The organism is Endozoicomonas euniceicola, from assembly GCF_025562755.1.
GTDB lineage: Bacteria > Pseudomonadota > Gammaproteobacteria > Pseudomonadales > Endozoicomonadaceae > Endozoicomonas_A > Endozoicomonas_A euniceicola.
In genome coordinates this window covers 2,044,310-2,068,972 of record NZ_CP103300.1, presented here as the reverse complement: position 1 = coordinate 2,068,972, position 24,663 = coordinate 2,044,310, and the positions used below count along the sequence as shown (strand labels likewise).

The 24,663-nt window shown below is 48.4% G+C and carries 22 protein-coding genes and 2 tRNA genes; 9 read left to right on the top strand and 15 right to left on the bottom strand.

Features of this window, described 5'->3' with window-relative positions:
* The first annotated feature begins 46 nt into the window (after nucleotides 1–46).
* From rmuC to NX720_RS07740, 4 genes are all read left to right on the top strand, one after another.
* Complete coding sequence (gene rmuC / locus NX720_RS07755) at nucleotides 47–1,405, top strand: DNA recombination protein RmuC (protein ID WP_262600497.1); 1,359 nt, start codon at nucleotides 47–49, stop codon at nucleotides 1,403–1,405.
* Nucleotides 1,402–2,226: an SDR family oxidoreductase gene (locus NX720_RS07750; RefSeq protein ID WP_262600495.1), complete on the top strand. Its 825-nt coding sequence runs from the start codon at nucleotides 1,402–1,404 to the stop codon at nucleotides 2,224–2,226. The genes rmuC and NX720_RS07750 overlap by 4 nt, the downstream gene beginning before the upstream one ends.
* A gap of 121 nt (nucleotides 2,227–2,347) precedes the next feature.
* Nucleotides 2,348–2,437: transfer RNA gene (locus tag NX720_RS07745), tRNA-Ser, on the top strand.
* Between the two features lie 89 nt (nucleotides 2,438–2,526).
* Nucleotides 2,527–2,603, top strand: a tRNA-Arg gene (locus NX720_RS07740).
* Between the two features lie 99 nt (nucleotides 2,604–2,702).
* Here the strand turns inward: NX720_RS07740 and NX720_RS07735 are convergent.
* The 9 genes from NX720_RS07735 to tnpA form a co-directional block, all read right to left on the bottom strand.
* Entirely contained in the window at nucleotides 2,703–4,178 is a 1,476-nt protein-coding gene (locus tag NX720_RS07735) for a hypothetical protein (protein WP_262600493.1), read from the bottom strand.
* 293 nt (nucleotides 4,179–4,471) lie between these two features.
* Entirely contained in the window at nucleotides 4,472–4,966 is a 495-nt protein-coding gene (locus NX720_RS07730; protein ID WP_262600492.1) for a SycD/LcrH family type III secretion system chaperone, read from the bottom strand.
* A 281-nt stretch (nucleotides 4,967–5,247) separates the two neighbouring features.
* A complete protein-coding gene (locus tag NX720_RS07725) occupies nucleotides 5,248–5,832 on the bottom strand; it encodes a porin family protein (RefSeq protein ID WP_262600490.1) in 585 nt (194 codons plus the stop codon).
* 78 nt (nucleotides 5,833–5,910) lie between these two features.
* The gene (locus NX720_RS07720; RefSeq protein WP_262600489.1) at nucleotides 5,911–7,371 is read right to left on the bottom strand and encodes a glutathione synthetase; all 1,461 of its coding nucleotides are present in this window, start codon (nucleotides 7,369–7,371) and stop codon (nucleotides 5,911–5,913) included.
* A complete protein-coding gene (locus NX720_RS07715; protein WP_262600488.1) occupies nucleotides 7,371–9,176 on the bottom strand; it encodes an ABC transporter ATP-binding protein in 1,806 nt (601 codons plus the stop codon). The genes NX720_RS07720 and NX720_RS07715 overlap by 1 nt, the downstream gene beginning before the upstream one ends.
* Nucleotides 9,176–10,975 (bottom strand): ABC transporter ATP-binding protein, encoded by a 1,800-nt coding sequence (locus tag NX720_RS07710; RefSeq protein WP_262600486.1) that lies wholly within the window; start codon nucleotides 10,973–10,975, stop codon nucleotides 9,176–9,178. Before NX720_RS07710 ends, NX720_RS07715 begins: the two co-directional genes overlap by 1 nt.
* A 120-nt stretch (nucleotides 10,976–11,095) precedes the next feature.
* Nucleotides 11,096–11,518: a MarR family winged helix-turn-helix transcriptional regulator gene (locus tag NX720_RS07705; protein ID WP_262600485.1), complete on the bottom strand. Its 423-nt coding sequence runs from the start codon at nucleotides 11,516–11,518 to the stop codon at nucleotides 11,096–11,098.
* A 120-nt stretch (nucleotides 11,519–11,638) separates the two neighbouring features.
* Nucleotides 11,639–12,586, bottom strand: a complete 948-nt coding sequence (locus tag NX720_RS07700) for a hypothetical protein (RefSeq protein WP_262600484.1) — start codon at nucleotides 12,584–12,586, stop codon at nucleotides 11,639–11,641.
* Between the two features lie 225 nt (nucleotides 12,587–12,811).
* Nucleotides 12,812–13,240, bottom strand: coding sequence for an IS200/IS605 family transposase (gene tnpA / locus NX720_RS07695; RefSeq protein WP_262595475.1), 429 nt, complete (start codon nucleotides 13,238–13,240; stop codon nucleotides 12,812–12,814).
* A 65-nt stretch (nucleotides 13,241–13,305) separates the two neighbouring features.
* Here tnpA and NX720_RS07690 point away from each other — a divergent pair, with 65 nt between their 5' ends.
* Entirely contained in the window at nucleotides 13,306–14,478 is a 1,173-nt protein-coding gene (locus NX720_RS07690; protein WP_262595476.1) for an RNA-guided endonuclease InsQ/TnpB family protein, read from the top strand.
* Nucleotides 14,479–14,529: 51 nt separating this feature from the next.
* On the opposite strand, the gene NX720_RS07685 is transcribed toward NX720_RS07690, so the two are convergent.
* Nucleotides 14,530–14,961 (bottom strand): hypothetical protein, encoded by a 432-nt coding sequence (locus NX720_RS07685; RefSeq protein ID WP_262600482.1) that lies wholly within the window; start codon nucleotides 14,959–14,961, stop codon nucleotides 14,530–14,532.
* Between the two features lie 199 nt (nucleotides 14,962–15,160).
* Between NX720_RS07685 and NX720_RS07680 the strand changes: the two genes are divergently transcribed.
* Complete coding sequence (locus NX720_RS07680; RefSeq protein WP_262600480.1) at nucleotides 15,161–15,880, top strand: response regulator; 720 nt, start codon at nucleotides 15,161–15,163, stop codon at nucleotides 15,878–15,880.
* A 29-nt stretch (nucleotides 15,881–15,909) separates the two neighbouring features.
* Nucleotides 15,910–17,337: an ATP-binding protein gene (locus tag NX720_RS07675; RefSeq protein ID WP_262600478.1), complete on the top strand. Its 1,428-nt coding sequence runs from the start codon at nucleotides 15,910–15,912 to the stop codon at nucleotides 17,335–17,337.
* Here the strand turns inward: NX720_RS07675 and dbpA are convergent.
* A complete protein-coding gene (gene dbpA / locus NX720_RS07670; RefSeq protein WP_262600476.1) occupies nucleotides 17,334–18,713 on the bottom strand; it encodes an ATP-dependent RNA helicase DbpA in 1,380 nt (459 codons plus the stop codon). The two genes, NX720_RS07675 and dbpA, sit on opposite strands and share 4 nt — an antisense overlap.
* A gap of 180 nt (nucleotides 18,714–18,893) precedes the next feature.
* Between dbpA and NX720_RS07665 the strand changes: the two genes are divergently transcribed.
* The gene (locus NX720_RS07665; RefSeq protein ID WP_262600475.1) at nucleotides 18,894–20,366 is read left to right on the top strand and encodes an SLC13 family permease; all 1,473 of its coding nucleotides are present in this window, start codon (nucleotides 18,894–18,896) and stop codon (nucleotides 20,364–20,366) included.
* A gap of 190 nt (nucleotides 20,367–20,556) precedes the next feature.
* Complete coding sequence (locus NX720_RS07660) at nucleotides 20,557–21,312, top strand: TGF-beta family protein (RefSeq protein ID WP_262600473.1); 756 nt, start codon at nucleotides 20,557–20,559, stop codon at nucleotides 21,310–21,312.
* Between the two features lie 104 nt (nucleotides 21,313–21,416).
* On the opposite strand, the gene NX720_RS07655 is transcribed toward NX720_RS07660, so the two are convergent.
* The 4 genes from NX720_RS07655 to NX720_RS07645 form a co-directional block, all read right to left on the bottom strand.
* A complete protein-coding gene (locus NX720_RS07655) occupies nucleotides 21,417–21,776 on the bottom strand; it encodes a DUF2956 domain-containing protein (protein ID WP_262600472.1) in 360 nt (119 codons plus the stop codon).
* Between the two features lie 137 nt (nucleotides 21,777–21,913).
* On the bottom strand, nucleotides 21,914–23,164 hold the full coding sequence (locus NX720_RS07650) for an RNA-guided endonuclease InsQ/TnpB family protein (protein ID WP_404831054.1): 1,251 nt from the start codon (nucleotides 23,162–23,164) through the stop codon (nucleotides 21,914–21,916).
* Entirely contained in the window at nucleotides 23,052–23,525 is a 474-nt protein-coding gene (locus NX720_RS27035) for a recombinase family protein (protein ID WP_404831073.1), read from the bottom strand. Before NX720_RS27035 ends, NX720_RS07650 begins: the two co-directional genes overlap by 113 nt.
* A gap of 228 nt (nucleotides 23,526–23,753) precedes the next feature.
* Nucleotides 23,754–24,590: a hypothetical protein gene (locus NX720_RS07645; protein ID WP_262600469.1), complete on the bottom strand. Its 837-nt coding sequence runs from the start codon at nucleotides 24,588–24,590 to the stop codon at nucleotides 23,754–23,756.
* Nucleotides 24,591–24,663: the final 73 nt, after the last annotated feature.

Genomic DNA, 24,663 nt, shown 5'->3' with positions numbered 1-24,663 from the left:
GGAATAGTAACATGGCTGAAGATCAACCCTGAATGAGATTCTGTTTATGTCCTCAACCACAGTGATCGTGGCAGCTATTGTTGCAGTATTGTCTTCTTTACTGAGCTGGCTGGTGGCACGGCAAAAAAATTTACGGACGCAGGCCGAGCTGGAAACCTTATTGAGCAGTGAGCAGGATAGAGTAACGGAACGTGATCAGCGTATCCGGCAGGGCGAAGACGACCGGACTCGTTTACTGGAACGCATTGAGGTTGAACGTGAGAACCGCAGCGAGGCTGAACAGGCTGTACGGGAATTAAGAGCACGTCTTGAAGTGCAGCAACAGCATAATGAAAAAACGATAAAAGATCTGGAAGACAACCGCGAAACCCAGAAGCAGGCGTTTCATCATATTGCCAGTGAAATTCTGGAGGCTAAGGGCAAACTGTTTTCCCAGCAGCATCAGGAGCGTCTGGATACATTACTTAAACCTTTTAAAGAGCAGTTAGGCGATTTTCGAAATAAAGTAGAGCAGGCTCAACAGGCTGATATAGAAGGCAGGGCGGCCTTAAAACAACAACTCGAAACGCTGCACAGCCTGAATCAGAGAATTACCGATGAAGCCGGTAATCTTGCCAGGGCCCTTAAAGGCGATAAAAAGCTACAGGGCAACTGGGGAGAACTTCAGGTTGAAAAAATTCTTGAAAGCAGTGGCCTGATCAAAGGTGAAGAGTACGAGCGGGAAGCTAACTTCAAAGACGATGAAGGTCAGAATAAACGACCAGATTTTGTCGTTTATCTGCCAGAGGGAAAGCATCTTATTATCGATTCTAAAGTGTCGCTGGTGGACTATATGGCTTACGTGAATGCAGAAGATGATGACGAAAGGCAATCGGCCCTGTCACGCCATATCCTCAGTATTCGCAATCATATTAAAGGTCTGGGCGATAAAGATTATCCCAACCTTCCGGGCGTGAAAACGCCAGACTTTGTTTTTATGTTTATGCCCGTAGAGCCCGCCTTTATCGCCGCTTTCCAGCATGACCAGAAACTGTTTAACGATGCTTTTGAACAGAATATTGTGGTAGTGACCCCCACCACGCTGCTTGCTACCCTCAGAACGGTTGCCAACCTTTGGACGATTGAACGACAAAATGCTAATGCCAGAAAACTGGCTGACCGGGCTGGCCTGGTTTACGACAAGTTACGTGTATTTGTAGAGAAGATGGAAAAGCTCGACACTCAGCTGACAACAACAAGAAATACTTATGACGAAGCCATGAATACACTTAAACAAGGACGCGGCAACCTGATTTCACAAACTAATGAGTTTGTTGCACTGGGTGTCAGGGTGAAAAAAGAGTTTTCCAGACAGACACTGGATACATCCGATTTATCGCAGCTGACTGAAAAAAAGACCCAATGAAAAACGTTTTAATTACCGGCTGTTCCTCGGGCATCGGCAGAGCCCTTGCGCAAGAATTCAACTGTCAGGGCTGGCAGGTTTGGGCGACAGCTCGAAGAAAAGAAACCTTATCAGACCTTGAGTCATCAGGTATCAGAATCGAGACTCTGGATATCACCTGTGATGATCAGGTCAGGAAGCTGCTCGCCAGCATGGAAGCGGCGGGTGGAATTGACGTGCTGGTGAATAATGCCGGTTATGGTGCTATGGGGGCGGTGGTTGAGATGCCTGAGTCGGAAGTCAGGATGCAGTTTGAAGCCAATGTCTTTGCGCCACTTAAACTGATTCAGGCGGTGACACCGGCCATGATTTCTCAAAGATCCGGCACCATCATCAATATAGGCAGTGTCTCCGGTCAGGTGGTGACCCCTTTCTCTGGAACCTATTGTGCTTCCAAAGCCGCTTTCAATGCTTTTTCTGACACGTTACGTATGGAACTCAACCCCTTTGGTATTGACGTGATGAGCGTGAAACCCGGAGCCATTCGTTCCCGCTTTGCCGATAATGCCAGAAAGGCACTGGCAAGAGCCCTGCCTGACCGCTCTTTTTATAAGCCCATTGAAGACGCCTTGTGGAAACGTGCTGGTGCTTCCCAGGATAACCCTACCCCGGCTGAGAAGGTGGCTCGTGTTATTGTCAGGCGAGTAAAAGCCGGTAAAGCATCCGGCTCGGTCAAAGTAGGGAACGGCAGCCGAAGCCTGCCGTTTTTGCAGAGGCTGTTGCCAGAATGTATTTTTGAAGCAGTGCTGGCTCGTGCATTTCATCTTAATCGGTTGAAGTGATAGGGATTTTCCGAGGAGTTCAACTTTTTTGGTCTTTTGCCTTTGCCTTTTAGCAAACACTGCTATAAAGTACGCCACCTGTTCGCAGCGACAAACTTTCTTTGAAAGCAGCAGCGATAACGGTGAGGTGTCCGAGTGGCTGAAGGAGCACGCCTGGAAAGCGTGTATACGTTAACGCGTATCGAGGGTTCGAATCCCTCCCTCACCGCCAGATTCTGATTTGAATCTGGCTTGAAAAAAGATTGGTTGATGTTGAATTGATCAATTAAGTGGTGTAAAAATAGCCACGCAACAAATTGCGCGCTCGTAGCTCAGCTGGATAGAGTACCTGGCTACGAACCAGGCGGTCGGAGGTTCGAATCCTCCCGAGCGCGCCATATATAAAAGCCCACATCAGATGATGTGGGCTTTTTCGTATGTGCGGATTTTATCGAATGAACGTAAAACCCCCTACTTCTGGAGGGTGTCAGGTAAGATTAGCTAAAGCGTTTGGCCATACTGTTTTGCAGCATTTGGTCTTCATGTATTTTGGCTGTCTCGGCAGGCACGTCCAGAAGCGAATTCACCAGCCCGGCAGAAGCCGTTTCAGGGTTATCTATCAGTGAAATAATGGCGTCGCCTTCTGATAGCCCGGCAACGGCTTGCTTGAGTGATTCAAGATCGCCGGACTCAAGGGCAGCAATGGCTTCTTCGAGCTTCTCTTTGTTTTCTTCAGCGTCTTTCATCTTCTGCAATAACTTCATCATCTCCTGACTGGTCAAGGCTGACTCACCAACATCAAGCCCTTGCATAGCGGCACCCAGTTCCTTTTCGATTTTGATTTTTTCTTTTTCGACTGCGAGAGATGAATCTTCTGCAACAGTTGCTGATTCAACTGGCTTTCCTGAGCTGGGCTCAATGCCAAGGTCATTAAGGATATCATCGCCTAAATTATCCCAGGCTTCCTTTTTCCCCATTGGTTCGAACGCTTTTTCTATGTCCGTGCCAAGCTCTTCGAAGTCTTGTTTAACATCGTCACCTAAGTTTTCCCAGGCTTCCTTTTCCCCTATTGGTTCGAAGGCTTTTTCTATGTCTTTGCCAAGCTTTTCGAAGTCTTGTTTAACATCGTCACCTAAGTTTTCCCAGGCTTCCTTTTTTCCCATTGGCTCGAAGGCTTTTTCTATGTCCCTGCCAAGCTTTTCGAAGTCTTGTTTAACATCGTTACCTAAGTTTTCCCAGGCTTCCTTTTTTCCTATTGGCTCGAAGGCTTTTTCTATGTCCTTGCCAAGTTTTTCGAAGTCTTGTTTAACATCGTCACCTAAGTTTTCCCAGGCTTCCTTTTTTCCCATTGGCTCGAAGGCTTTTTCTATGTCATGGCCAAGCTTATTGAAGTCTTGCTTTAAATCTTTGCCTAAGTTATCCCAGGCTTGCTTGTCTCCCATTGGTGCGAAGAACTCTTCTACGTCTTTTTCAGCCTGACCAATGGCTCTCCCAATTGAGCTGTTACGTGAGAACAGGCTAAAGTCTGTATCGGGATCCACGGCTTTCGTAATTTGGGCGGCAATCTCGAAAATCGGAAAGATTGCCGTAATAATCCCACTGAGCCAGCCGCCACCTGAGGATTGTGATGCCTTTGCCTCTTCTACATCCTTTATATACTGTTCAATGCCTTCAATATTTTTGTCATACGTTTGCTGAGCATTATCTGAACGGGACTGTATTTCAAACTGAGAAAACTTTACGGAATTCTCATCCATTTTGGTCTGAATTTCGGACATGATCTGATCCAGCTTGTCCGCATCCAGAGTCGGAGAGGCAGCAGCGTCCCCCAGGGTTTTCACGCTCTGCTGCAAATTTTTCAGTTGTGCATCGGAAATGGATGAAGGTTTCAAGTGATCAACCTCAAACCTCAGGTTTTCAGCTTTTGCCTGAAACTCTGGCGTTGCAAGACCTGGATGGTTTTTTTCGATCATATCAAAGCTTGAGTATACCCCTGCCCGAAGCTGGTCTAGGTGGCTTTGCGACTTAGCTGTGCTGAGTTCTACCCCGGTTGCTGTTGTTCCGGCATTGGGTTCCGGGATGCTGGGTGCATGGTTCTCAGGTGCAGCAAGAGTGGTTTCGCTTCTGGCAGTGCGATGAGACACTGAATTATCGGAATTGTAACTCAGACCTATTTTATCGATCTTATCTGCCTGATTCGTTTTCTGCTGTTCCTGAAAGGCTTCAACGGGCGTCTGCGGACGGCCGCCTGATACTGAATCAACCATTAGTGATCCTCCTTGTTCTGTCCATCAATAGTGGCAAGAAGTACTTCTGCCCTATTGATTTCCTTGTGATCGAAGCTGTTGCTTTTGGCCAGCTTCAGAGCGGTTTTGTAGATTTCTTTTGCTTTTTCAACCTGGTTGAGTGCCAGCTGACAATCAGCCATGTAAATCAATGGAAGAGGGGTTCGGGCATCCAGTCGAAAGGCAAAGGTGTAAGTCTGGATTGCCTGACTATAGAGGTGCATCATCTGTTGGCAGGCACCAAGGCATAAGTAGTTGCGAGGGTTCCACTGGTCATACAGACAGAGATATTGAAATATTCTGGCGGCTTCTTCGTAGTGTCCCGTGGTGTACTGGTTATAGCCAGTTCCGTAGATCGCCTCAAGGGAGCTCTGGCTGATGTTATTGGCTTCAGCGAGAGAACCGCCCCTGGCTAGATAAGTAAGGATGTTGGCATACTGGTGCTCGTCAGTTGCCTGTATTGGCTTGTTTGGCATGAGTTACGTCCCTGCAAAGTTAACTTCAAGAAGTCCTGATATAAAGGTATAGCACCAGATAACGGTAATGCTGTGGCTATAACGACCAAAGTCTTAGAAGCGCTGAGATATATAACCTTAAAATCAATGGGTTAGTTTTTAATTGAGGTTGATTGCAGGAAGCAGAGTGTTTTATGGCATTGGAGGGAGTGGGCAGAAGGTCTGTTGGAGAGACAGGTGGTATTGAGAGGAAAGGACAGGCAGCGGGCTGTCAGCCTTTTGCCTGTCCGGGCTTGCGGGGTTCAGAAGCCCCAGTTCAGCCCCAGGTTCAGGCCGCTTAAATGTTCTGAATCCTTGATACCCTTGGTGCCGTCAAGTTTCAGTGTGTAGCTCCGGTAGCCGGCCTGCAAACGTAATCCCATGAACAGCTTAAAGCGAACGCCTGCCTCAAAATCGGTGAAGTTAGTGTTACCGTTTTGACCCAGATCCAGTTTCCCGTAAAAGCTGGTGCGGCTGTCGTCAAACAGAGTCACTTCGGTGCTGACCATTGGCAGGGTGCTAGAGAAACGGTCACCTTTCAGCTTGCCTGAGTCAAAGCGCCGCAGGCCCAGTCCTGCGGTCCAGTCCAGATTACCGTTGTCCAGCAGACGGTAGTAACCCAGCGCATCAAAGCTGTTAACTTTCAGCTTTTTGTTATCAACGCTTGTATAGCGTACGGCAGCATTGGGTACCAGCGGAATAAAATGCTCAAATTGGCCGTGCAGGTTATGGACGCCATCGTGATTGGCAGTCTTCCAGTAGTTGTAACCGACTTTTGCACCCACCAGCGCCTGAGCGCTGGAGGCAGAAGCAAGAAGGACGGCAGCAACAAGTAGTGATTTTCTCATGTGTTCCCTGATGATAGTGTTAGCCTTGCCTAAGTGGCGTACCTTATCGTGGGGACTGCCGGGTTGGGATGCTGGTTTCTACCTAACCGCCAGAGAGTCGGCAGCGCCCATGCCGCTGTGTACACCGCCTTCTGATTCAGTGGCAGGCTTGCTGCGAATCAGGTATCCCGCGTAGCCACTGCTATCACAACTGCTATCACCATTGTGACGAGTCATCGGTTTGCCATTGAAGTGAATGGTGAACAGCCCTATTTCACTGATCAGATCATCCACCTTAATAGCTTCGCCCCGGCGCACCAGTAAAGCAGGGCGCTCTCTGTGAGCAGGGTGCAGACGACGCATCAGTGACCACGCCTGATAATCCTCACTGGAAAGCGACTTGAGTTTTGGCAGAATATGGTCGCCAAAAATGCAGTGACCACCGCCTTCGCCCTGGTTCTTCAGTACCCAGTTTTTGCTGGGTTTATCCGCGAACCATTCGGCACTGTTTTCATCAACAGGTAGCATAATGCCCAGAAACTCTTTTGCCGCACTGGCTTCAGACAGGGTAAGACCAAAGCGGGTTAACTCCTGTGCCGTCATGGAGGTCAGTAACATCTGTATCCGCTTGCTGGTGGCCAGCTGCTGGCTGACTGTGGCATTGATCGCCACATTATGCTGTTCCATAAAGGTGCGGGTCTGGCTTAAAGCCTGACAGCAACGGGCCTCCTTCAGGTCATGGGCGACAAAGTCAGAGTATTGATAACCTGCACGAAGATAAACGACATCCACTCCACCGATACCTTCAAGCAGCAGCCGGGCGTTTTCTCCGGTGGCAAGCTGGTCGTGAAGCTCACGGAATGTACGACGAACAGTTCTTATACCAAGGTGTTGCAGACCTTGCTCCAGAAGGTGCTGGTCGTAAACATTGTCTTCATCCGCCTGGACCACCATCAAAAACACCGGCTGCCCGGTTTCTCCGGATTCTTCCCGAACCTGTCTGGCGGTGGCTGCAACACCTTCTGACAGCAGTTCAATGGCTGGGTTGTCAATCAGGTGCAGGTTATCCACGGGGGACCATTCCTGGAAGGCTGCAGGCCTCTGCTGCTGCATATAGCGGTGTAACTCGTGGACGCGCTGACCAAAGGGACCCATGCCAGCAGCGATACCATTGAACTCAATGACTCCCGGCCCCACTTCCGCATCATCCATAAAGTCAGTACGCATAAACAGCATGGGTTGTCGGAGTGCTTTTTGCTGACCAAAGTGAATATGTTTGTGCAGATTCAACAGATTGGTAAAGAAAGGGTCTGCCCCGGCAATGGGCATCATGGCCTCCCGTAGAAACTCATGGTCTTCAGAGACTGCATGAATCAGTTTTGCCAGGACGGGTACGGACTGCCGAAGGTGTGAAAAGCGAGTCTCGTCAATCAATGTGGGAGCTAGGCTGAAAGCGCAGTGTGTCGCTGATTCAGGCGATGTTTTCAGGGCAAAGCCGTTAAGCAGAGACCACTCAATGGCGTCCTGAATGGCGGGTTCACAGGGTGTCTGGTTTGTCATTATGCCACCACTAAACTGGAAGAAGGTGCTTCATTAGCAAAGGCGTCTGTCTGTGTGTGCAGCTGCTCTTTGGTTTGCTGGGAAAGATACAGGTCTCTGTAATGACCGGCCTGGTTTAGCAGTTCACTGTGCGTTCCGCGCTGAACAATCCGGCCTTTGTCCATTACCAGAATCTGGTCGGCATCCTGAATGGTCGACAGGCGATGCGCCACCGCAATAGTGGTACGACCAGAGCGAAGTGTGATCAGTGCATCTTTAATCGACTGTTCGGTTTCGCCATCAATATTGGCCGTTGCTTCATCCAGCAGCAGAATGCGGGGGTCCTGTGCTACCGTTCTGGCAAAGGACAACAGCTGACGTTCACCTGTCGACAGCGCCTGACCTCCGGCTCCGGGCTGGTGGTCGTAACCATCAGACAGTTTTCGAATAAATGGGTCGGCAGAGACTTTACGGGCAGCGCTGATCACATCGTTCATACTGATATCGGCATGATTAAGGCTGATGTTTTCGGCAAGAGAACCGCTGAAGATATATGGCTCCTGGAACACAAGCCCAACATGGTGGCGCAGAGCGGATTCACTGATATTATTCAGTGATTGCCCATCGATCAGAACCTGCCCCTGCTGGTGCTGATAAAAACGCATCAACAGATTGATAATGGAACTTTTGCCACTGCCGCTGTAGCCGACAATCGCCGTAAACTGACCGGGCTCAACGGTAAAGCTGACGTTGTCCAGCGCCTGGTTTTTACCGTCATAGGACAGGCTGACGTTATTGAATTCCATCTTGCCGCTGGTGACGGAATCATGGCCTGTCTGCTTGCGGGACTCTTCTGGTTCATCCAGCAGCTCAAAGACACGTTCGGCAGCTACCAGCGATTGTTGCAGGTTGCCCAGTTGCATGGAAATCTGCCGGAAAGGCTCAAAGAAACGGGCCAGATAATTAATAAAGGCATAAATAGTACCCACTTCCACCACCGAGAAACCGGCTCTCCAGCCAAACCAGGCGACAATTCCCGCCAGTGCCATAGTTTGCAGGAAGTGACCAAAAGGCATCAGCAACAGGCTGTCGATACCGATCACTTTGCGGCGCAGCAGGCTCCATTCTTTGTTGTTCTCTGCAAATTTTGCACGACGATGTTCTTCCTGATTGTTGGCCTGAATAATCTGCATACCCTGCAGGGATTCATTGAGGCTGGTGTTGATGTCTGCCAGCCGGGCTCGAACACCGGTCACTACGGGGCGGCTCAGGTTCTGGTACAGACGCATGCTACCCAGCAGAATCGGCACAATAATCAGCATCAGCAGCATCAGCTTGAAGTCCAGCAGAGCCAGTGCTGTGAAAATACCCACCAGCTTCAGGGCTCCACGCAAGATGGCAGGAATCACTCCAACAAACATCTGTCGTATGACTTCAGAGTCATTGGTGAGTCTTGATACCAGACGACCAGTAGGTTCTCCATCAAAGTACTTCATGGGCAGTTTCAGCAGGTGGCTGAACGCTTTTTGACGAATGTCGTGTATAACTTCAAGAGCATTGTTCTGAAACATAACGCCCTGAATGTACTGCAATATCGATGCGCCCACATACGTACTGGCCAGGGCAACACCCAGCAGCGTCAGTGTATTGATATCGCTGTTGCCCACCGCAATGTAGTCATCAAGGATAATTTTCATGACCCATGGGGAGGCCATTTCAAAGGCGGTTGCCAGCATCAGCAGCAGAAAGGCACTGATAAAGCCTTTTGCATAAGGGCGGCTGTAGCCCAGCAGGCGTCCAAGTCCTGCGAATCTTTTTGTTTTCATCAGGCGCTTACCAGAGAGGGTGGTTCGTTAATTGGCAGGGTATCGGTTGTACCTTCCCTGTTGACCAGAAGCGTACGTGCCTGCTGCCTGAAGATACGGGCATACCAGTCAGGGCGATCCAGCAGTTCATCGTGGGTACCCTGTTCTTTAATGGTGCCTTCATCAATAACCAGAATTTGGTCTGCCGTAATCAGTTCCGGCAGCCGTTGAGTGATCAGCAGAATGGTCTTTGCGTTTCTGTAGGCGGACAGGTTTTTCAGAATGGCGGCTTCTGTTTTCATATCCAGCGCACTGAAAGCGTCGTCCAGCAACAATATGCTGGCATCGGTCAGCAGGGCGCGGGCAAACGCCACACGCTGTTTCTGGCCTCCGGAAAGGTTGATGCCATTTTCACCAAGGAGGGTTTGGTAACCATCGGTGAAGTGGCTGATTTCGTCGTGAATGGCTGCGAGCCTGGCGGCCTGTTCGATCTCTTCCTGTGTGGCATCGGGTCTGGATAGGGCGATGTTGTCCGCAATGGTTCCGAAAAACAGCATGGGCTCTTGGGGAACCCAGGCCATCTGGCTGCGCAGGCTTTTCAGTTTGATCTGGTCAATGGCAATGCCACCGAGCGTAATGGATGAGCCTGAATCCAGATTAAACTGGCGCTGTAGCAGCCGGAACAGACTGCTTTTGCCACCGCCGGTGCGACCGGTAATACCGATAAAAGAACCTGCCGGAGCCAGTAGCTTTATATTGTTAAGAACCGGAGCGCCAGCCTGTGGATACTGGAAAGACTGAATATCAAACGCCAGATCGTGGTTTGCCGGTGCTTCTGTCGCTGTCGCTGCGTCGGTTACGGTGGGTTTCTGGTTAAACAGGATTTCCAGCCTTTTCCACGATGCATTACCACGCTGGAATACACTGAACTGCCAGCCAAACTGCATCATCGGACTAAGCAACTGTCCAAGATAGAGCGTAAAACTGGTCAGCAAACCCAGTGTCATTTCACCTCGTTGAATCAACCATGCGCCGCCCATCAGGGCAATAACAAAAGAGAGGCCAAAGAACAGGTTGATGGTAGGGCCAAAGAGGGACTCAATGCGTGCTACTTTCTGGTTTGCGGTAACGGTTTCCCTGGACAGGTCGTAGAAACGCTGCTCTTGTCGTTTATTGAGTTCATGGGCACGAACCGCGCGAATACCGGTGACCGTTTCTCTGGCTTCCTCATTCAGGTTGGAAAAACTGGCCTGAGCCTTGCCAAAGGTTTTGTGCATCGCTGTGCCATAGTGACTGGTGGCCCAGATCAATATTGGAAATGGGATCAGAACCAGCAGTGTCAGCTTGCCACTGACGACGAAAATCATCGCAGCCAGAACGGTGACACCTGCGATCACTGAGTCAACCAGGGTCATAATGCCCCCGCCTGCACTTTCTTCCACCGCATTCAGGTCATTGGTGGCGTGAGCCATCAAGTCTCCGGTGGTGTGCTTCTGGTAAAAATCCGGAGACATCCGGGTAAAGTGGGCAAACAGGCGATCCCGCTGACTGCGAACCAGATCAATAGAGGCACCGTACAGCAGAGAACGCCAGACATAGCGCAGCCCATAAATGGCAATGGCAATCACTATGATGCTCGCGATATACAACAGTAATTCCTGGCTGGTCAGACCATCGATGGTGATTTCATCCACTACACGACCGATCAGCCAGGGAGGCAGCTGATTCAGTACTGCAACGGCTTGCAGGCTGATAAATGCCAGAAGGTAGTGTTTCCAGTAGTCACGCAAAATGAAGCGCATTTTCCATAGTAGCTTCATGTGCGGTTATTCCTTGGGGTCAAAGGGTTTTGCATTCCGTGTTTCCGGGTCTCTATATGGTTGTCATTGTCAACTAATTGAACAATAAAAAAGCCTTCAAAGGCTGTGTCTCTGGTTAAATTACTTCAGTTGCTGAACAAGAGTCTGTAGCCCTTGTGTCAGTTGTTTTGCGGTCTCAGGCTCCATCTTTTTCAACAGTTTGTCCATCCGTTTTTCCTGAATACTGACGACGGATTGCAGACAGTTTTCGGCCAGTTCCGTCAGAGACAGGCATTTGATTCGGCTATCGTCCGGATTGACACAAATGGAGATCATATTGCGGGCTTGCAGGCGTTTAATCACTCGTGTCGCACCGCTTTTGGTGAAACCCAGGGATTGCCCGACGGTCTGAACAGAACATTCAGGCTGATTCTGGATGCTGCGCAGTGCCAGATAGTCGATCAGGGTGAATTCTTCACAGTGGCTGCTCTCGCAGCAGGTTGTGCTGAAATGATGGGAAAGGGTGACTAAAGCGTCGTATAGCTGTTTGGCGTGTTGGCTCATGGTCTAATACCCATATTGAAAAATTATGGGTATTAGAAGATTAATGGTTGATGCTGTCAACTGAATTTAAGCTTCATAACTGAGTGATGCCTGAAGCTTCAGGCACCACTGCTCGAAAGTTTACTTTTTTCTCAACCCAACATTGCGGCACCCATCGTTATCCTTATTTAGTCTTACACCACAGCAGCAATGACCTTTTCTGTCCATGGAGACAGTCTCGCAATTTTCGTCATGTGCGAACTCGCAACATTCTTCTTTAGTTCTATCCTTTTTGCAGTTTGTGCTTTCGTAGCACATCTTTCCTCCAAATGCACTCAGGCATTCTTCAGCCCAGCCCCGGCGATAAAAATCGTATCCATCACAGGAAAACTCAGTATCAGGATTGTATATCAGGCAACCATCGCCATCTTTAAGTTGTTCGTTCTGCTCGTTCTGTTCGTTCTGTTTGTTCTGTTCCTTCAGGTAATAAGGAGAACCTCTGTGAGTATTGCATTGTTTGGTATCAGCTTGCCAGTAACCAATTATTATGGCTACTTTGTCTTTGTCTTTGCCGCTAGCTAAATTTGTTTTAAACATGCAGATGCTCCACTGTGACTGAGGTTGATTGAGTCCTGTGTCGAAGTTAGTACTACTTTTGTCAACAGTAGGAGAATGCATCCCGGCAGTTTTCGGGCACTCAGCAAACCGATTATTGAACTGGGTAATGCTTTCTGCAAATACTCCGTCCCCCCCAGTGGTTCTTATGATTTTATACAGGGTCTCGTAATTGGTATTTAGCCACCTTGCAGTTGGGTTGTATCTGACAATTCCTGTGGTATCGGTGTAATTGCATTCCAGCGCTTCGCCTTCCTGAATGACTTTACCAATATAATTATCCCGGTAATCGTTTGACTGGGAGAAAGAGACAGCGCAGTAGCTGTTCAGGTAGCTAGTGTTTTCGTAAATTTCTTTCTGATCATTTGAGTTATCAAACCAGCAGCCTGAGGGGTTATCTTCATGGGCAACGGATACCGAGGCCGTAAAGGCGAGCAGGGTAAGCATCAGTATTTTGCTGAAAAAGGACTTCATTCAGACCACCTGTTTTATAGTCAGACCAGCCATAGGGCAGGAGCACATCAACATTCGTTTCGGGACAAATGTTTATAGATGACAAACAGGTTTTCAGCCATAAAAAATGATTAAAATCTTAAATTGAGTGGCGAGGGTCTCTCACCACCCGTTAGCAAAATCGTCGTAAACCCTCGCCCAATGCGGGCGGGGATATAAGACGGGAAGGCGCAGAGCCTTCCGCCATCAATCTGGTGTACTCTGGCTATTAACGTAGTCCTTCAGAGTCTCGATAGTTGCACCGCCAGCACTGCAAGCAAAGTAAGACCTTGACCACATTAAGCCTGCTTTGCTCTGAGCAGTAAGGTGGGTATTCAGCATTCGCAACCGTCTTGATGATGTTGATTTGAGATTATTTACCATGACACTGATAGCCAGTTTTGGTGGGTAGGCCACCAACGGGTGTACGTGATCTTTTTCGCCATCCATTTCAAGTAACTGGCATTCCAGTTTTTCACATGCACTCTCGAACGACTCCCGTAACTGCTTGATCATATAGCCATCAAAAAGCTTTCGCCTGTACTTTGTCGTGAACACCAAATGAACAACCAGCTTGGTAACGCTATGTCGTTTGCGAAGATACCCTTTAAGCAAATCTTTATTGTGTGCGCTCACTTGAAAACCTCTTTCAAATATCTGTAATATAAACTTTATATTAATGAGCACTGAAATAACGTTCCATGCTGAGAGCCACCAAAGTACGAATCTATCCAACATCAGAGCAGGCGGAATTTCTCGACCGTCAGTTTGATGCTGTGCGGTTCGTATGGAACAAGGCCCTGGCTATTAAGGTTCATTATTACAAGGTTCGTGGGCAGAGCCTTTCTCCCAAAAAACACCTGAAGCCCTTGCTGGCAAAAGCCAAGAAAAGCCGAAAGTACTCATGGCTGAAAAACGCTGACTCTATTGCACTGCAACAGGCCACTATCAATCTGGATACGGCCTTTCAAAACTTTTTCAATCCCAAATTGCAGGCAAGATTTCCTCGCTTCAAGAAAAAGCATGGCAAGCAAAGTAGCTACCATTGTACGTCTGTCTCTGTGGGCGATAACGGGATAAAAATCCCCAAGTGCAAGCCCATAAGGGCTAAAGTGCATCGTGAAATAGTGGGTAAGGTGAAGTCTATCACCCTGAGCAGAACGCTAACCGGCAAGTATTTTGCCTCCATATTGGCTGATGATACCCAGGAACAACCAAAACAGATTGATAATCTTGAAGCTAATCAGGTTGTCGGTGTTGATATGGGGATTACTGATCTGGCTATCACCAGTACCGGCCATAAGACTGGCAATCCTCGCTTTCTGAAAAAAGCACAACGTAACCTGAAAAGAAAACAACAGGCTCTATCTCGCTGCAAGAAAGGCTCAAGAGGTAGGCGCAAAGCCCGTTTATTGGTGGCAAAGGCGCATGAGCGTGTAGCCTTTGCCCGTAATGATTTTCAGCATAAGCTATCAAAACAACTCATCGACGAAAACCAAGCGGTGATTGTGGAGACACTGAAAGTTAAAAACATGCTCAAGAACAAGCGTCTTGCTCGTTCTATTGCTGATGCTGGCTGGCATTCACTGATAACCAAACTCGAATACAAGGCAAAGCAGGAAGGTAAACATCTGGTGAAGATAGACCAGTGGTTTGCATCCTCTAAAACTTGCTCAGTCTGCGATTTGAAACAGGAAAAAATGCCATTGAGAATCCGATCATGGGAGTGTAGCTGTGGTGCTATCCATGACCGGGATATTAATGCAGCTCGCAATATCAAGAAGCAAGGCATATTGAAATTAAAGGCGGAAGGACTGTCCGTTTCTGCTGATGGAGGCTTGCGTAAATCCGGCAGACTGTCGGTTGCTGCCTAAGAAATCAGAAGCCTCACCCGATAGGGTGGGGAGCAGTCACCAAGCGTTGGGTTACGGGGTGTTTTCTCTTGTCTTGCGTGCTTCAATACGTCGTTGCAGGCGCTCAAACTTTTTCAGCGGCATGCCGTTCTTCGCCAGCTGCTGCTCTTTCACCAGAGAGTTGTCCTGAGTCACGATGGTCACGCTGTAACCGTTTTCTGTGCTGGTCACGGTGCCTAATTTAAGGTTTTCATTGCCACGCCTGATCAGCCTGGCTTTAGTGAGAGTCTCGATCTGATCAGCGGAGAGCTCTCTCTCCATCATTTTGTGATCAGCCCTGCCACGCTTACCCATCTTGTTCCCATGATGCTTGCCGCCTTTCATACAGTGCTCTGACCGGTGTTCATGACCTTCAGAGTTTTGCGCTTCATCGAACCATGCCAAGGCTGACGTGGAAGCGATCAGGCCAGCGGCGATAAAAGCGATGGATGTTTTTCTGTTCATTGATTCGTCCTCGTTTGTCTGGTTTGCCCTTCTTATTAAAGCGAGGGGATGTCTCAGAAATATCCCTGCAGAGCGGTAAGTTGTCGCAATTTGTATCAGCAGACTGCGCTTTTTGTCAGGCTGATAATATTTGATACAACTTTCCTTCATTCGAGTCCGTATAATCGAGGCTGAGAGCGGTCAGTACAGTGTTAGAGCAATGGCAGAACAACAACATATTCTTGTGGTAGATGATCATGACGAGATTCGTGATCTGTTAGGGCGTTATTTGGGGCAGCATGGCTATCAGGTCAGCCTTGCTGACGGTGGCCAGCAGATGCGCAGTGTGTTGGCGCAGACAACGGTGGACCTGGTTATTCTGGATATCATGATGCCGGAAGAAGACGGTCTGAGCCTGTGCCGTTATCTGAAAGACAACGGCGGCCCGCCCGTTATTATGCTAACGGCGCTGGGCGAAGAAACCGACACCATTGTTGGTTTGGAAATGGGGGCAGACGACTATATTTCTAAACCCTTCAGTCCTAGAGAACTACTGGCAAGGGTAAAAGCCGTGATAAGAAGAATGAGCGAGGTTCGTCCCCGGAAACAGTCCATCAATGAGCCTGAAAAAATGCGTTTTGAAGGCTGGACGCTTGACCTTAATCAACATCAGCTGGAACGGCAGGATGGCCTGCTGGTTCCCCTTAGCACTTCAGAGTTTCGCTTGTTGAAGGTCTTTTTAAGCCACACCAAAAAAGTATTAAGCCGTGATCAGTTACTGGATATGACAAAGGGACGTGAAGCAACGCCCTTTGATCGCAGTATTGATAACCAGATCAGCCGACTGCGCAAAAAAATAGAAGAAGACCCCAGGAACCCCAGGCTGATCAAAACCGTCTGGGGTGGCGGTTATTCGTTTACGGCCAATGTGACTGCCTGAAAAAAAGTGCTTGTAAAGGTAAACACAGTTTGATTAAACGCTTTAACACATTACGTTCATCACGTTTCTGGCCAGAGAGCCTGGCAAGCCAGATGATTCTTGTGGTGCTTTCAGGCATGGCGCTGGCTCTGGCGATCAGTTTGTGGATGGCTGATGATGCCCATAAAACAGCGGTGAATCGCATTAATCAGAGGATGCTGACCCGTCAGTCAGCCACCCTTGCGGAAGTACTGGAAGCCAGTCCAGCCAGTTTGCACCGGTCAATTTTACAAACGACTCGCCGGGAAAATGCGTTTTTCCGTTTGTCCAACCAGAGTCTGGTACCGGCTGGCGACTATTCTCCTGAAGAGCTGATGCTGATTGATCGTATTGCCCGGTCTTTTGATGACCCGAGACCGGGGCGTCAGATCAGGGTAAACCTTGCCAGTAAACGATCTGGAAAAATGACATCTTTCCATCATTCCAGACACTGGGAGGAACCTGGAAGAGATGATGACCACCATGAAAGACACCCCCATTTATTGTTTCTCAACATCTCCATCCAGCTAAATAATGGACAATGGCTGAATATGCAGTCATCTACACCAACGGTCATACCGCTGCTGGCTAAGCGAACCGCATTTCTTATGGGAATATCGACCTTATGTGTTCTGGCCGGAATCATCTTTATGGTACGCCGTATTACCCGACCAATACGAAAACTGTCGTTTGCTTCGCACCGACTGGGGCTGGGTGAAAAAATCGATCCGCTTCAGGAACAAGGGCCTGAAGATATCCGTGAGCTGATCAGGGCTTTTAACCTGATGAATAAAAGGTTGCAGCGGTTTGTGGCAGATCGTACCCGTATGCTGGCAGCCTTGTCCCACGACCTGAGAACGCCCATTACTTCCATGCGCCTGCGAGTTGAATTGATGGAACCGGGGCCGGACACAGATCAGCTGCTGGCCACCCTGGATGAAATGCACGAGATGTCTGAAGCCACTCTGGCATTTATGCGACAGGCTTCAAACAATGAATCAACCCGCGCCGTTGATGTGAATGCCCTGCTCGATAGTCTGTGTGAAGACTTACAGGATATTGGCCTGAATGTTCACTATCAGGACGGCCAGGAAGTTATTCTCCATTGTCGTCTGGTGAGCTTGAAGCGTGCGCTGCGAAACCTGATTGAGAACGCAGTGAAATACGGTTCTGTTGCTCATGTGAGTATGTCCGCCGGACAGGAAAGTGCCCAGATACAGATACAGGATGAAGGCGATGGTATTCCTGAAGCGATGATGGAACGGGTATTTGAACCGTTCGTGCGGATGGAGGAGTCAAGAAACCGTGAAACAGGCGGCATTGGCCTGGGCATGTCCATTGCCCGCAATATCATCCATAGCCACGGCGGCGATATTTATCTGGAAAATAACAGCCGTGGTTTGCTGGTGACTATAAACCTCCCTCTGGGAGCCGTTTAAAGCCGGCGAACTTTAAACTTTCTGCCTTTGATCTTTCCTTGTTCCAGTCGGCTCAAAGCCCTGCGGGCCGACTCTCTTTTTATGGCGACGTAGGCCACAAAATCAAACACATTGATTTTTCCCACCTGGTCGCCGGCAATGCCTGCGTCACCGGTCAGCGCGCCGAGAATATCGCCGGGTCTTACCTTGTGTTTGCGTCCGCCATCAATAGCCAGAGTGACCATCGGGGCTTTAGTGGCTTCGGTTTTTGGTTTTGGCAGGTGGCCGGGGTCCGATTCAGACAGCTCAGATTGCAGTATTTCAGCAACGCGTTCCAGCTTGTAGTGTTCTTTGGACGTGTAAAGGGTGAATGCCAGACCTTCCTTACCTGCACGGCCTGTACGCCCGATACGATGAACATGCACTTCGGGATCACGGCTGAGGTCGTAGTTGATTACACAGGCGAGGTCATCAATATCCAGTCCGCGGGCAGCGACATCGGTGGCGATCAGGATATTGGAACTATTGTTGGAAAAACGTACCAGCATCTGATCACGTTCTTTCTGATCCAGATCACCATGGAGTACCAGAGGCTTGTAGCCATGGTCGTACAGCTCTATACCCACATCCTTACACACCTGCCTGGTATTACAGAAAATGACACAGGAGGCAGGCTGGAAGTGCGACAGCAGTTTGTGCAGTACCTCAGGCTTTTCATGGTGATCAGCCTGGTAGAAAGACTGGGCAATATGCTGGTGGCTATGTACGGACTCAACGGTTACTTCTTCCGGTTCATTCTGGAACCGGTCACTGAGTTGACGAATACCTTTCGGGTAAGTAGCAGAGAACAGCAGGGTCTGACGATAGTCAGGTGTGTGGTCAATGATGTTTTCAATGGCATCAATGAATCCCATATCCAGCATACGGTCGGCTTCATCCAGTACTAGAGTACTGACTTTTTCAAGAGAGAGAGTGCGTTTGCGCAGGTGATCCTGAATCCGCCCTGGTGTACCCACTACGATATGAGCGCCGTGAGCCAGAGAGCCTATTTGTGGCCCTATGGGCTGACCGCCGCAGAGCGTCACCACCTTTATGTTCTGCTGATAGCGAGCCAGCTTGCGGATTTCATTGGCCACCTGTGTTGCCAGCTCCCGTGTTGGACAAAGCACCAGCGCCTGACAACCAAAAAAACGCTGACGGATTTTAGTCAGCATGGGAATACTGAACGCTGCCGTTTTGCCGCTACCGGTTTTTGCCTTGGCAATCAGGTCTTTGCCGTCAAGGGCCAGGGGCAGGCTCTGCTGCTGAATGGCTGTCATCTCCTGATAACCAATGGTTTTCAGGTTGGTTAACAGGGCGGGGGGGAGTGGTAAGCTGGAAAACAGTGCCTGACTCAAGATGGACTCTTTGTTCTGATGATAAAGCTAGCCAGTATAACAGAGCGCTGCCGCAACTGTGCTCAGTGGAAATTCGCATAAACATGGTGGATGCCCACCTGTGCCAGCGTAGTTCCGCTGCAGCTCAAAAGATCAGGTCTTTGACCGACACACTTACAGAACGATCATCAGGAAAAGAATATGTCACACCCTTCGGAAAATGAAACGCCAGCGGTTGACGTTGGGCAGGGAGCTTCTCGCTGGCTTACAGGCTTTGCGCTGGGGGGGGTATTGCTGGGAATCACCTTATTCCTTCCTGCTCCGGAGGGTATGAGCGACTCTGCCTGGCGCTGTGCTGGCCTGGCGCTGATGATGGCGGTGTTCTGGTCCACTGAAGCTCTGCCAATACCGGTCACAGCCCTGTTGCCATTGTTACTGGCACCGTTGTTGAATCTTTCCAGTCTCGACAAGGTCGCTGCCCCTTATGCTCATCCGGTGATTTTTCTGTTTATGGGCGGGTTTATACTGGGGCTGGCCATGGAGCGCTGGAATCTGCACCGACGTATCGCCCTGCATACCATGCTGGCCAGTGGTACTGGAGAGCGACGCCAGGTAACGGGTTTTATGATAGCGACGGCGTTTATCAGCATGTGGGTTTCCAATACCGCCACTGCCATTATGATGTTGCCGATAGGCATGTCGGTGATTGCCATGATGCGAAACCACCACCAGAGTCAGGGTGAATTTCCCAGCGCCTTGTTACTGGCAATTGCTTATGGTGCCTCCATCGGTGGGTTCGCTACTTTAATTGGCACACCGCCTAATGCATTGCTGGCTGCTTTTATGCAGGAACAATACGGTATTGAGCTGGGGTTTGCTCAGTGGTTGATTATTGGAGTTCCCACCAGTGCGTTGATGCTGATGGTGACCGGTTGGTGGTTGAGCCGTGGCGGTTACAACCTGCGTACGGAAGAAAACGAAACAGTAAGACTTTCCCTGAAACAGCAGCTGGCTGAAATGGGGGGGCTTTCGCGAGGGGAAAAAGCGGTTGCCACGATTTTCCTTCTGACGGCAGCTGGTTGGATATTCCGTCCCTTAATTCTGCGACATTTTCCTGATATTGCTTTGACCGACACAACCATTGCCCTGAGTGGTGCCATTGCCTTGTTTGTGGTACCTGTACGCTGGAAAAAACTGGCGTTTCTGATGGGGTGGAAAGATATCCAGCGATTGCCCTGGGATGTGTTATTACTTTTTGGTGGTGGCTTAAGTCTGGCGGCAATGATTCGTAAAACCGGTCTGGCAGAATGGATCGCCGGGAATATGAACATTCTGCAAGGTATGCCTTTGCTGGTGGCGGTTGGGCTGGTGGTGACGGTGATTATTTTCCTGACTGAAATTACCAGCAATACGGCGACCACGGCTGCCTTTCTGCCTCCGCTGGGCGCTCTTGCCGTTTCCCTGGGGATGGATCCGCAGATGCTGGCTATACCGGCTGCCATCGCAGCCAGCTGTGCCTTTATGCTTCCCGTTGCGACACCGCCTAACGCCATTGTGTTTGGTTCCGGGCTGTTGTCGATCCGGCAAATGGTACGCAGTGGCCTGATTCTCAACCTTGCCGGAATAGTGATCATTACTGGCTTGTGTTCGCTTCTGGTGGGAAAGTTTTTTTAGCATTTTCCTTGCTGGTCTGAAGGCTGCGGCAGATCTGAATAGTTTCAGGCTGAGACTGAAATCATGATACGGGGTATGAATTATTTTTCATGATAAATGGGGTCAATGATAATAATTTAATCTTATTCGTTTAGTTTCCTAATGCTTTAATCATACGGTCATCATTCGACAAAAAGGTTAAACGTGAATTATGTTTACTCATTTTCAAAAACAGTTTTTCCTCTTGAAAGGTACTATTAATAAGCAATTTTCTAAGGAGTCTGAATCAAAGACTTTGTCTTCCTGTTTTCATACTGTCGTCACCTGCTTTTTTCTTATGAGTGGTTCCCTGAACGCTCAACCTGTCGCGGGGCAGGAAGAGCTTCCGACTATCAGGGAGTCATGCAAAGAAATATTAGAGTCCGCAGAATGTGATCTATTAGACCCTCTGTTTGATGAAGACGGGCTAACTGAAGACTCGATAGCGAAAGCTGCAGAAAATCTCAAAACAACTACAGGAAAGGAGCTGGTTGTTGACGATAAACTTGATATTTCCGAATTGTTGAAAGAGGGCCCTGAAAGACGAAAACGCTCACTAGGTGCGCCGGTTATAAAAAGCGTTGCTGGTATTAATAAACATAATCTTGTTCGAACAAACTCTGGTACTTCTGACGTTTGTCGAGTTGCAGAAAAAATAATTGACATGTCTGGAATGCTGGGCGCGCATGTTGTTGCTCCTTTAAAATTTAATATTGGTGAAGCTAAAGGGTCATGTAGTTATGATATAACTAAGAAGCATTTTAACTCATACGCTACCATCAAAAACTTTAACTCAATGTACACAGGTGACTCCCTTCAATGTGTACCAGTCCGCTTTAAACCTTTGATGGTGCTTACCAGTCATTTAACTGAGGTACGTCTAACAACATTTGAGAATGCAGTTCTTAGCGAAGCAGACTGTCTTTAAACGTAAGGATGAAAGCCTCATATTGCATATTGACTGGTACTTTCATCCTGTTTTCTGCGAAAGAAATGGGATGGCATGAACTCGGAACCTGACCGGAGCAACTTTCAATGCAGCAGGTAAAAGTAAACTGCCATAGCTGCCCAGCTCAGTCCGAGCAATACCCAGGGTAATCTGCTTTGGCGGTAAACGACAGAGGGTGAGTTTTTCGGGACGGCTGTCTCGTTAGTCTTTTCAACGACGGGCTCATTGTCCCTTTGGCGCTTAATCGTCTTCAGGCGTCGATCCAGAGCCCGGGCTTTTGTTTTCTGCTGCTTTTTGTACTGGTCAATGCCTTTCTGGATGCCCATGGCAATCAGGCGGGTCTGTTCTTTGGTTTGCCCGGGCCTCTGGGTGGCCCTGGCTATTTTTAACGCTTCTTCTTTGGTTTCAGTAGAAATTGCCGGTTTTTTTGCGGTTTTAGCCATAAATCTGTTGGAGTTGTCTGTTAATGGTTTTAGGGAGGCTGAACCTCCGGGTCTGATAATTCGCAGAGTGGGAGAGTATCCTTGAAACTTATAACTCTTGATTAAAACCGCAACGAACGCAACATTCGTTGTTATGATTAAGGCTCAAGCTGCCTTGTTAGATTTTTAAGAAGGACGTTTCTCGCACCGTTGATGTCTCTGTCAACGGTGAAACCATTGCCTTTTATAACTTTTGATGAACCAAGCCGATCATCAATACTGCCATCCCATGAGCGGGTCTTTGACGTGTACGCTTCATTGCAATCCACAACGTGCTTTCCGTACTTTCTGGCGTACCACTTCAAACGCACCTTAAACCCGTAATGATTGAGATCTAGCATCTGGCGGCAGGTATTCCGGCGTATGGTACGCACCTTTTTGTCTTTTCGCGTGACCATACCCCTCGTCTCGAAAGACGGCAGAAAGATAACGTCATAATTGGATACAAGCTCGAACGCCAGTCGGTTATGCAAGTCCAGAATAATGTCATCTTTCTTGCACTTGAGGCGGTTAATCTCTTTGTCAAAGTTGACAATACGATCCTGCGCCCACTGAGGCATGTCAGGAAACTTTATGCCTTTTTGGGTGTTCAGAATCTTTTGTTTTTGCCCAATGAGATTGTCAACTCGTTTCATAAGCGGGAACAACTTTTTTTTGGCAAAGTCATTTCCTGCAATTAAAGCCTCTTTATCGCTGAAACAGGTAGCAAAAGTTCGCACTCCGGGGTCTATCCCAACACACTTCACTGCGCCTTGGATATCGGCATTGAGTTCTATGTGTTGTTGAACCTGAATGAACCAGCACCCTTTGTCACAGGTAATAACGCATGATTTACCAATGGCTTCGGCAGGCACTTCTTCCGTTAGATGGATTCTGCCCAACGCATTAACGCAAGGGTTCAATCCCTTTGGCAGTCTATCAATAGAGAATGAGTGCCTGCTTCCTTTACGGCTCTTAAAACTTATTTCTGAGAAACCTCCACTTGCCCCTTTGAGTTTTTTGTTTTTACTGCAAACAGACTTGAATGTTGTCGCTGCCGCTAGTGTTCCATTATCTGAAATAATAGAGTTATAAGCCCGTCCATTGTCTTTTTGCTCCTTCTCCACCTGAGCCTTTATCGACGGGCGCATATTAATAAATTTACCATTTTCGTCCTTGTATTTGTCATTGCGGAACCGCTCTACAGCCAGGTTGTAAGAACGCCTGTAAAGAGCAAGTGCATCCCTGTAGGCCGGTTCATTCTCCGGGTAAATTCTGATCCTTTTTGATGCTACGATCTTTGCGCCTTTTAGCGGAACGCTGTCCGTAGTGGCTGTTGCAGAACGAGGTAATGAAACCGATAAGCTCATGGGTATCAAAGGCTTCACCGGAACCATTCGAGTCATCCAAAACTTCGATTTGTCCTCCTGATAATTCAACGAGCCACTTGATAAGTTCGAATCCTGATCGTGCGAGCCTGTCTTTTGTGGTAACCACAATGTGGGTTGGATGGTCGCACATCGCTGATTCCAGAATGGTTTGCAGTCCTTTTCGTTTAAAGTTGAAAGCACTGGCAATGTCACTGATAAATTCTGCGTCAGGATACCTTTCGAGCAAGCGTCGCCTTTGCGTAGCAATGGAAGATTTTTGCTTCCCTGAGCTAACCCTTGCATAGCATATCTTCCTCTGCTGGTTGATGAATATGCGGTAGTGACCCCCGCTCGTTTGCATTATTTTCTCGTAATGACCGCTTTCGATCTTTCGCCTTATTGTCTGGGTTGTTACGCCCTCAATCTTGGCAAGTTTGGTTGTGGATACCCACAAAATAAACGCCTCTGGCTATCTATGTTGTTGTCAGTATAACAAGTTATGTTGCGATTGTTGCATTTTTATTTAACTGTTCCAAGCCCGGTCGTGTAAAAGCCAGCATTCTGACAGTAGGCACCTTCAGGTTTAATCTCAATCGGCACAATTTACGTCTATGGCATGTATTGTATCCGGATACCAGTTAAAAAAGGCAAAGTACTTTGTGGAGACTTTAACCCTGACATCTTTATTGGCTCTCAAGACATCCTCTGCGAACTTGCAGCCTTCCTCTGTGTAGATATTCAGGTGATTGATATTGGGTTTTTTTTCAGAAACGGTGGAGTACTCCATTCTATATTTTGCATTGCCTTTTTCATCCGTACCATCGTATTTCTTGTGGGCAACCTGCTTTGTTTCGACCTTCTCGCCGCCTTCATGCAAGTCGGCAGTGCACACTTTTGAGCCGAATGTTCCCCATCGAAAGACCCGGACAAATTTTCCAGAGCGTACGCTGTTGCCATAATTACTGAATTCGAGGTTTTGTTCATCTTTGTATACGCATTGGAAAGCATGAAAAGAAGCGCTTTCCTTAAAGTCAGCAAGGCTTGAAACATCGGTAACCAAAGCGCTTGCACCGTAATAAAGCCAGAATAAAGGATGGGCGAAAGGGGGTGAAGACAGATAACGAACAATGATTTGCTTATTGAACGGTGTGCTTATGAGTTTCTGGTATGCCGGATTATGTTTGCTATTCACAGATAGAGCGAATGGTTTGGTTGGATAAAGTCGGTCTTGTGAAAAACCTCCTCCTAATAAAAAATTAATGTTAACCCCTTTTATCAGTAAGCCTGATTCCTCAACCTTGCCTAACTGACCGATAAGCAGACCTTCTTGATGATAGCCAGAGGCACTGTCTAAAACGGGGGATGATAAAACAGGGTTTGCCAAAAGCAGTAAAAGTGGGAATGCCGATACATGATAGCGTTTCATTGCTTTTATAACCTCCGCAGGAGTGCCCTAAGGAATGGGTATTTGAACAGAAAAGAGCGACTTGGAGCATAGA

Excerpts from the sequence above, each read along its gene's own strand:
- rmuC (WP_262600497.1), top strand. The coding sequence starts at position 47 with ATGTCCTCAACCACAGTGATCGTGGCAGCTATTGTTGCAGTATTGTCT.
- NX720_RS07750 (WP_262600495.1), top strand. The coding sequence starts at position 1,402 with ATGAAAAACGTTTTAATTACCGGCTGTTCCTCGGGCATCGGCAGAGCC.
- NX720_RS07735 (WP_262600493.1), bottom strand. The coding sequence starts at position 4,178 with ATGATCGAAAAAAACCATCCAGGTCTTGCAACGCCAGAGTTTCAGGCA.
- NX720_RS07730 (WP_262600492.1), bottom strand. The coding sequence starts at position 4,966 with ATGCCAAACAAGCCAATACAGGCAACTGACGAGCACCAGTATGCCAAC.
- NX720_RS07725 (WP_262600490.1), bottom strand. The coding sequence starts at position 5,832 with ATGAGAAAATCACTACTTGTTGCTGCCGTCCTTCTTGCTTCTGCCTCC.
- NX720_RS07720 (WP_262600489.1), bottom strand. The coding sequence starts at position 7,371 with ATGACAAACCAGACACCCTGTGAACCCGCCATTCAGGACGCCATTGAG.
- NX720_RS07715 (WP_262600488.1), bottom strand. The coding sequence starts at position 9,176 with ATGAAAACAAAAAGATTCGCAGGACTTGGACGCCTGCTGGGCTACAGC.
- NX720_RS07710 (WP_262600486.1), bottom strand. The coding sequence starts at position 10,975 with ATGAAGCTACTATGGAAAATGCGCTTCATTTTGCGTGACTACTGGAAA.
- NX720_RS07705 (WP_262600485.1), bottom strand. The coding sequence starts at position 11,518 with ATGAGCCAACACGCCAAACAGCTATACGACGCTTTAGTCACCCTTTCC.
- NX720_RS07700 (WP_262600484.1), bottom strand. The coding sequence starts at position 12,586 with ATGAAGTCCTTTTTCAGCAAAATACTGATGCTTACCCTGCTCGCCTTT.
- NX720_RS07690 (WP_262595476.1), top strand. The coding sequence starts at position 13,306 with ATGCTGAGAGCCACCAAAGTACGAATCTATCCAACATCAGAGCAGGCG.
- NX720_RS07685 (WP_262600482.1), bottom strand. The coding sequence starts at position 14,961 with ATGAACAGAAAAACATCCATCGCTTTTATCGCCGCTGGCCTGATCGCT.
- NX720_RS07680 (WP_262600480.1), top strand. The coding sequence starts at position 15,161 with ATGGCAGAACAACAACATATTCTTGTGGTAGATGATCATGACGAGATT.
- NX720_RS07665 (WP_262600475.1), top strand. The coding sequence starts at position 18,894 with ATGTCACACCCTTCGGAAAATGAAACGCCAGCGGTTGACGTTGGGCAG.
- NX720_RS07660 (WP_262600473.1), top strand. The coding sequence starts at position 20,557 with ATGTTTACTCATTTTCAAAAACAGTTTTTCCTCTTGAAAGGTACTATT.
- NX720_RS07655 (WP_262600472.1), bottom strand. The coding sequence starts at position 21,776 with ATGGCTAAAACCGCAAAAAAACCGGCAATTTCTACTGAAACCAAAGAA.
- NX720_RS07650 (WP_404831054.1), bottom strand. The coding sequence starts at position 23,164 with ATGAGCTTATCGGTTTCATTACCTCGTTCTGCAACAGCCACTACGGAC.
- NX720_RS27035 (WP_404831073.1), bottom strand. The coding sequence starts at position 23,525 with ATGCAAACGAGCGGGGGTCACTACCGCATATTCATCAACCAGCAGAGG.
- NX720_RS07645 (WP_262600469.1), bottom strand. The coding sequence starts at position 24,590 with ATGAAACGCTATCATGTATCGGCATTCCCACTTTTACTGCTTTTGGCA.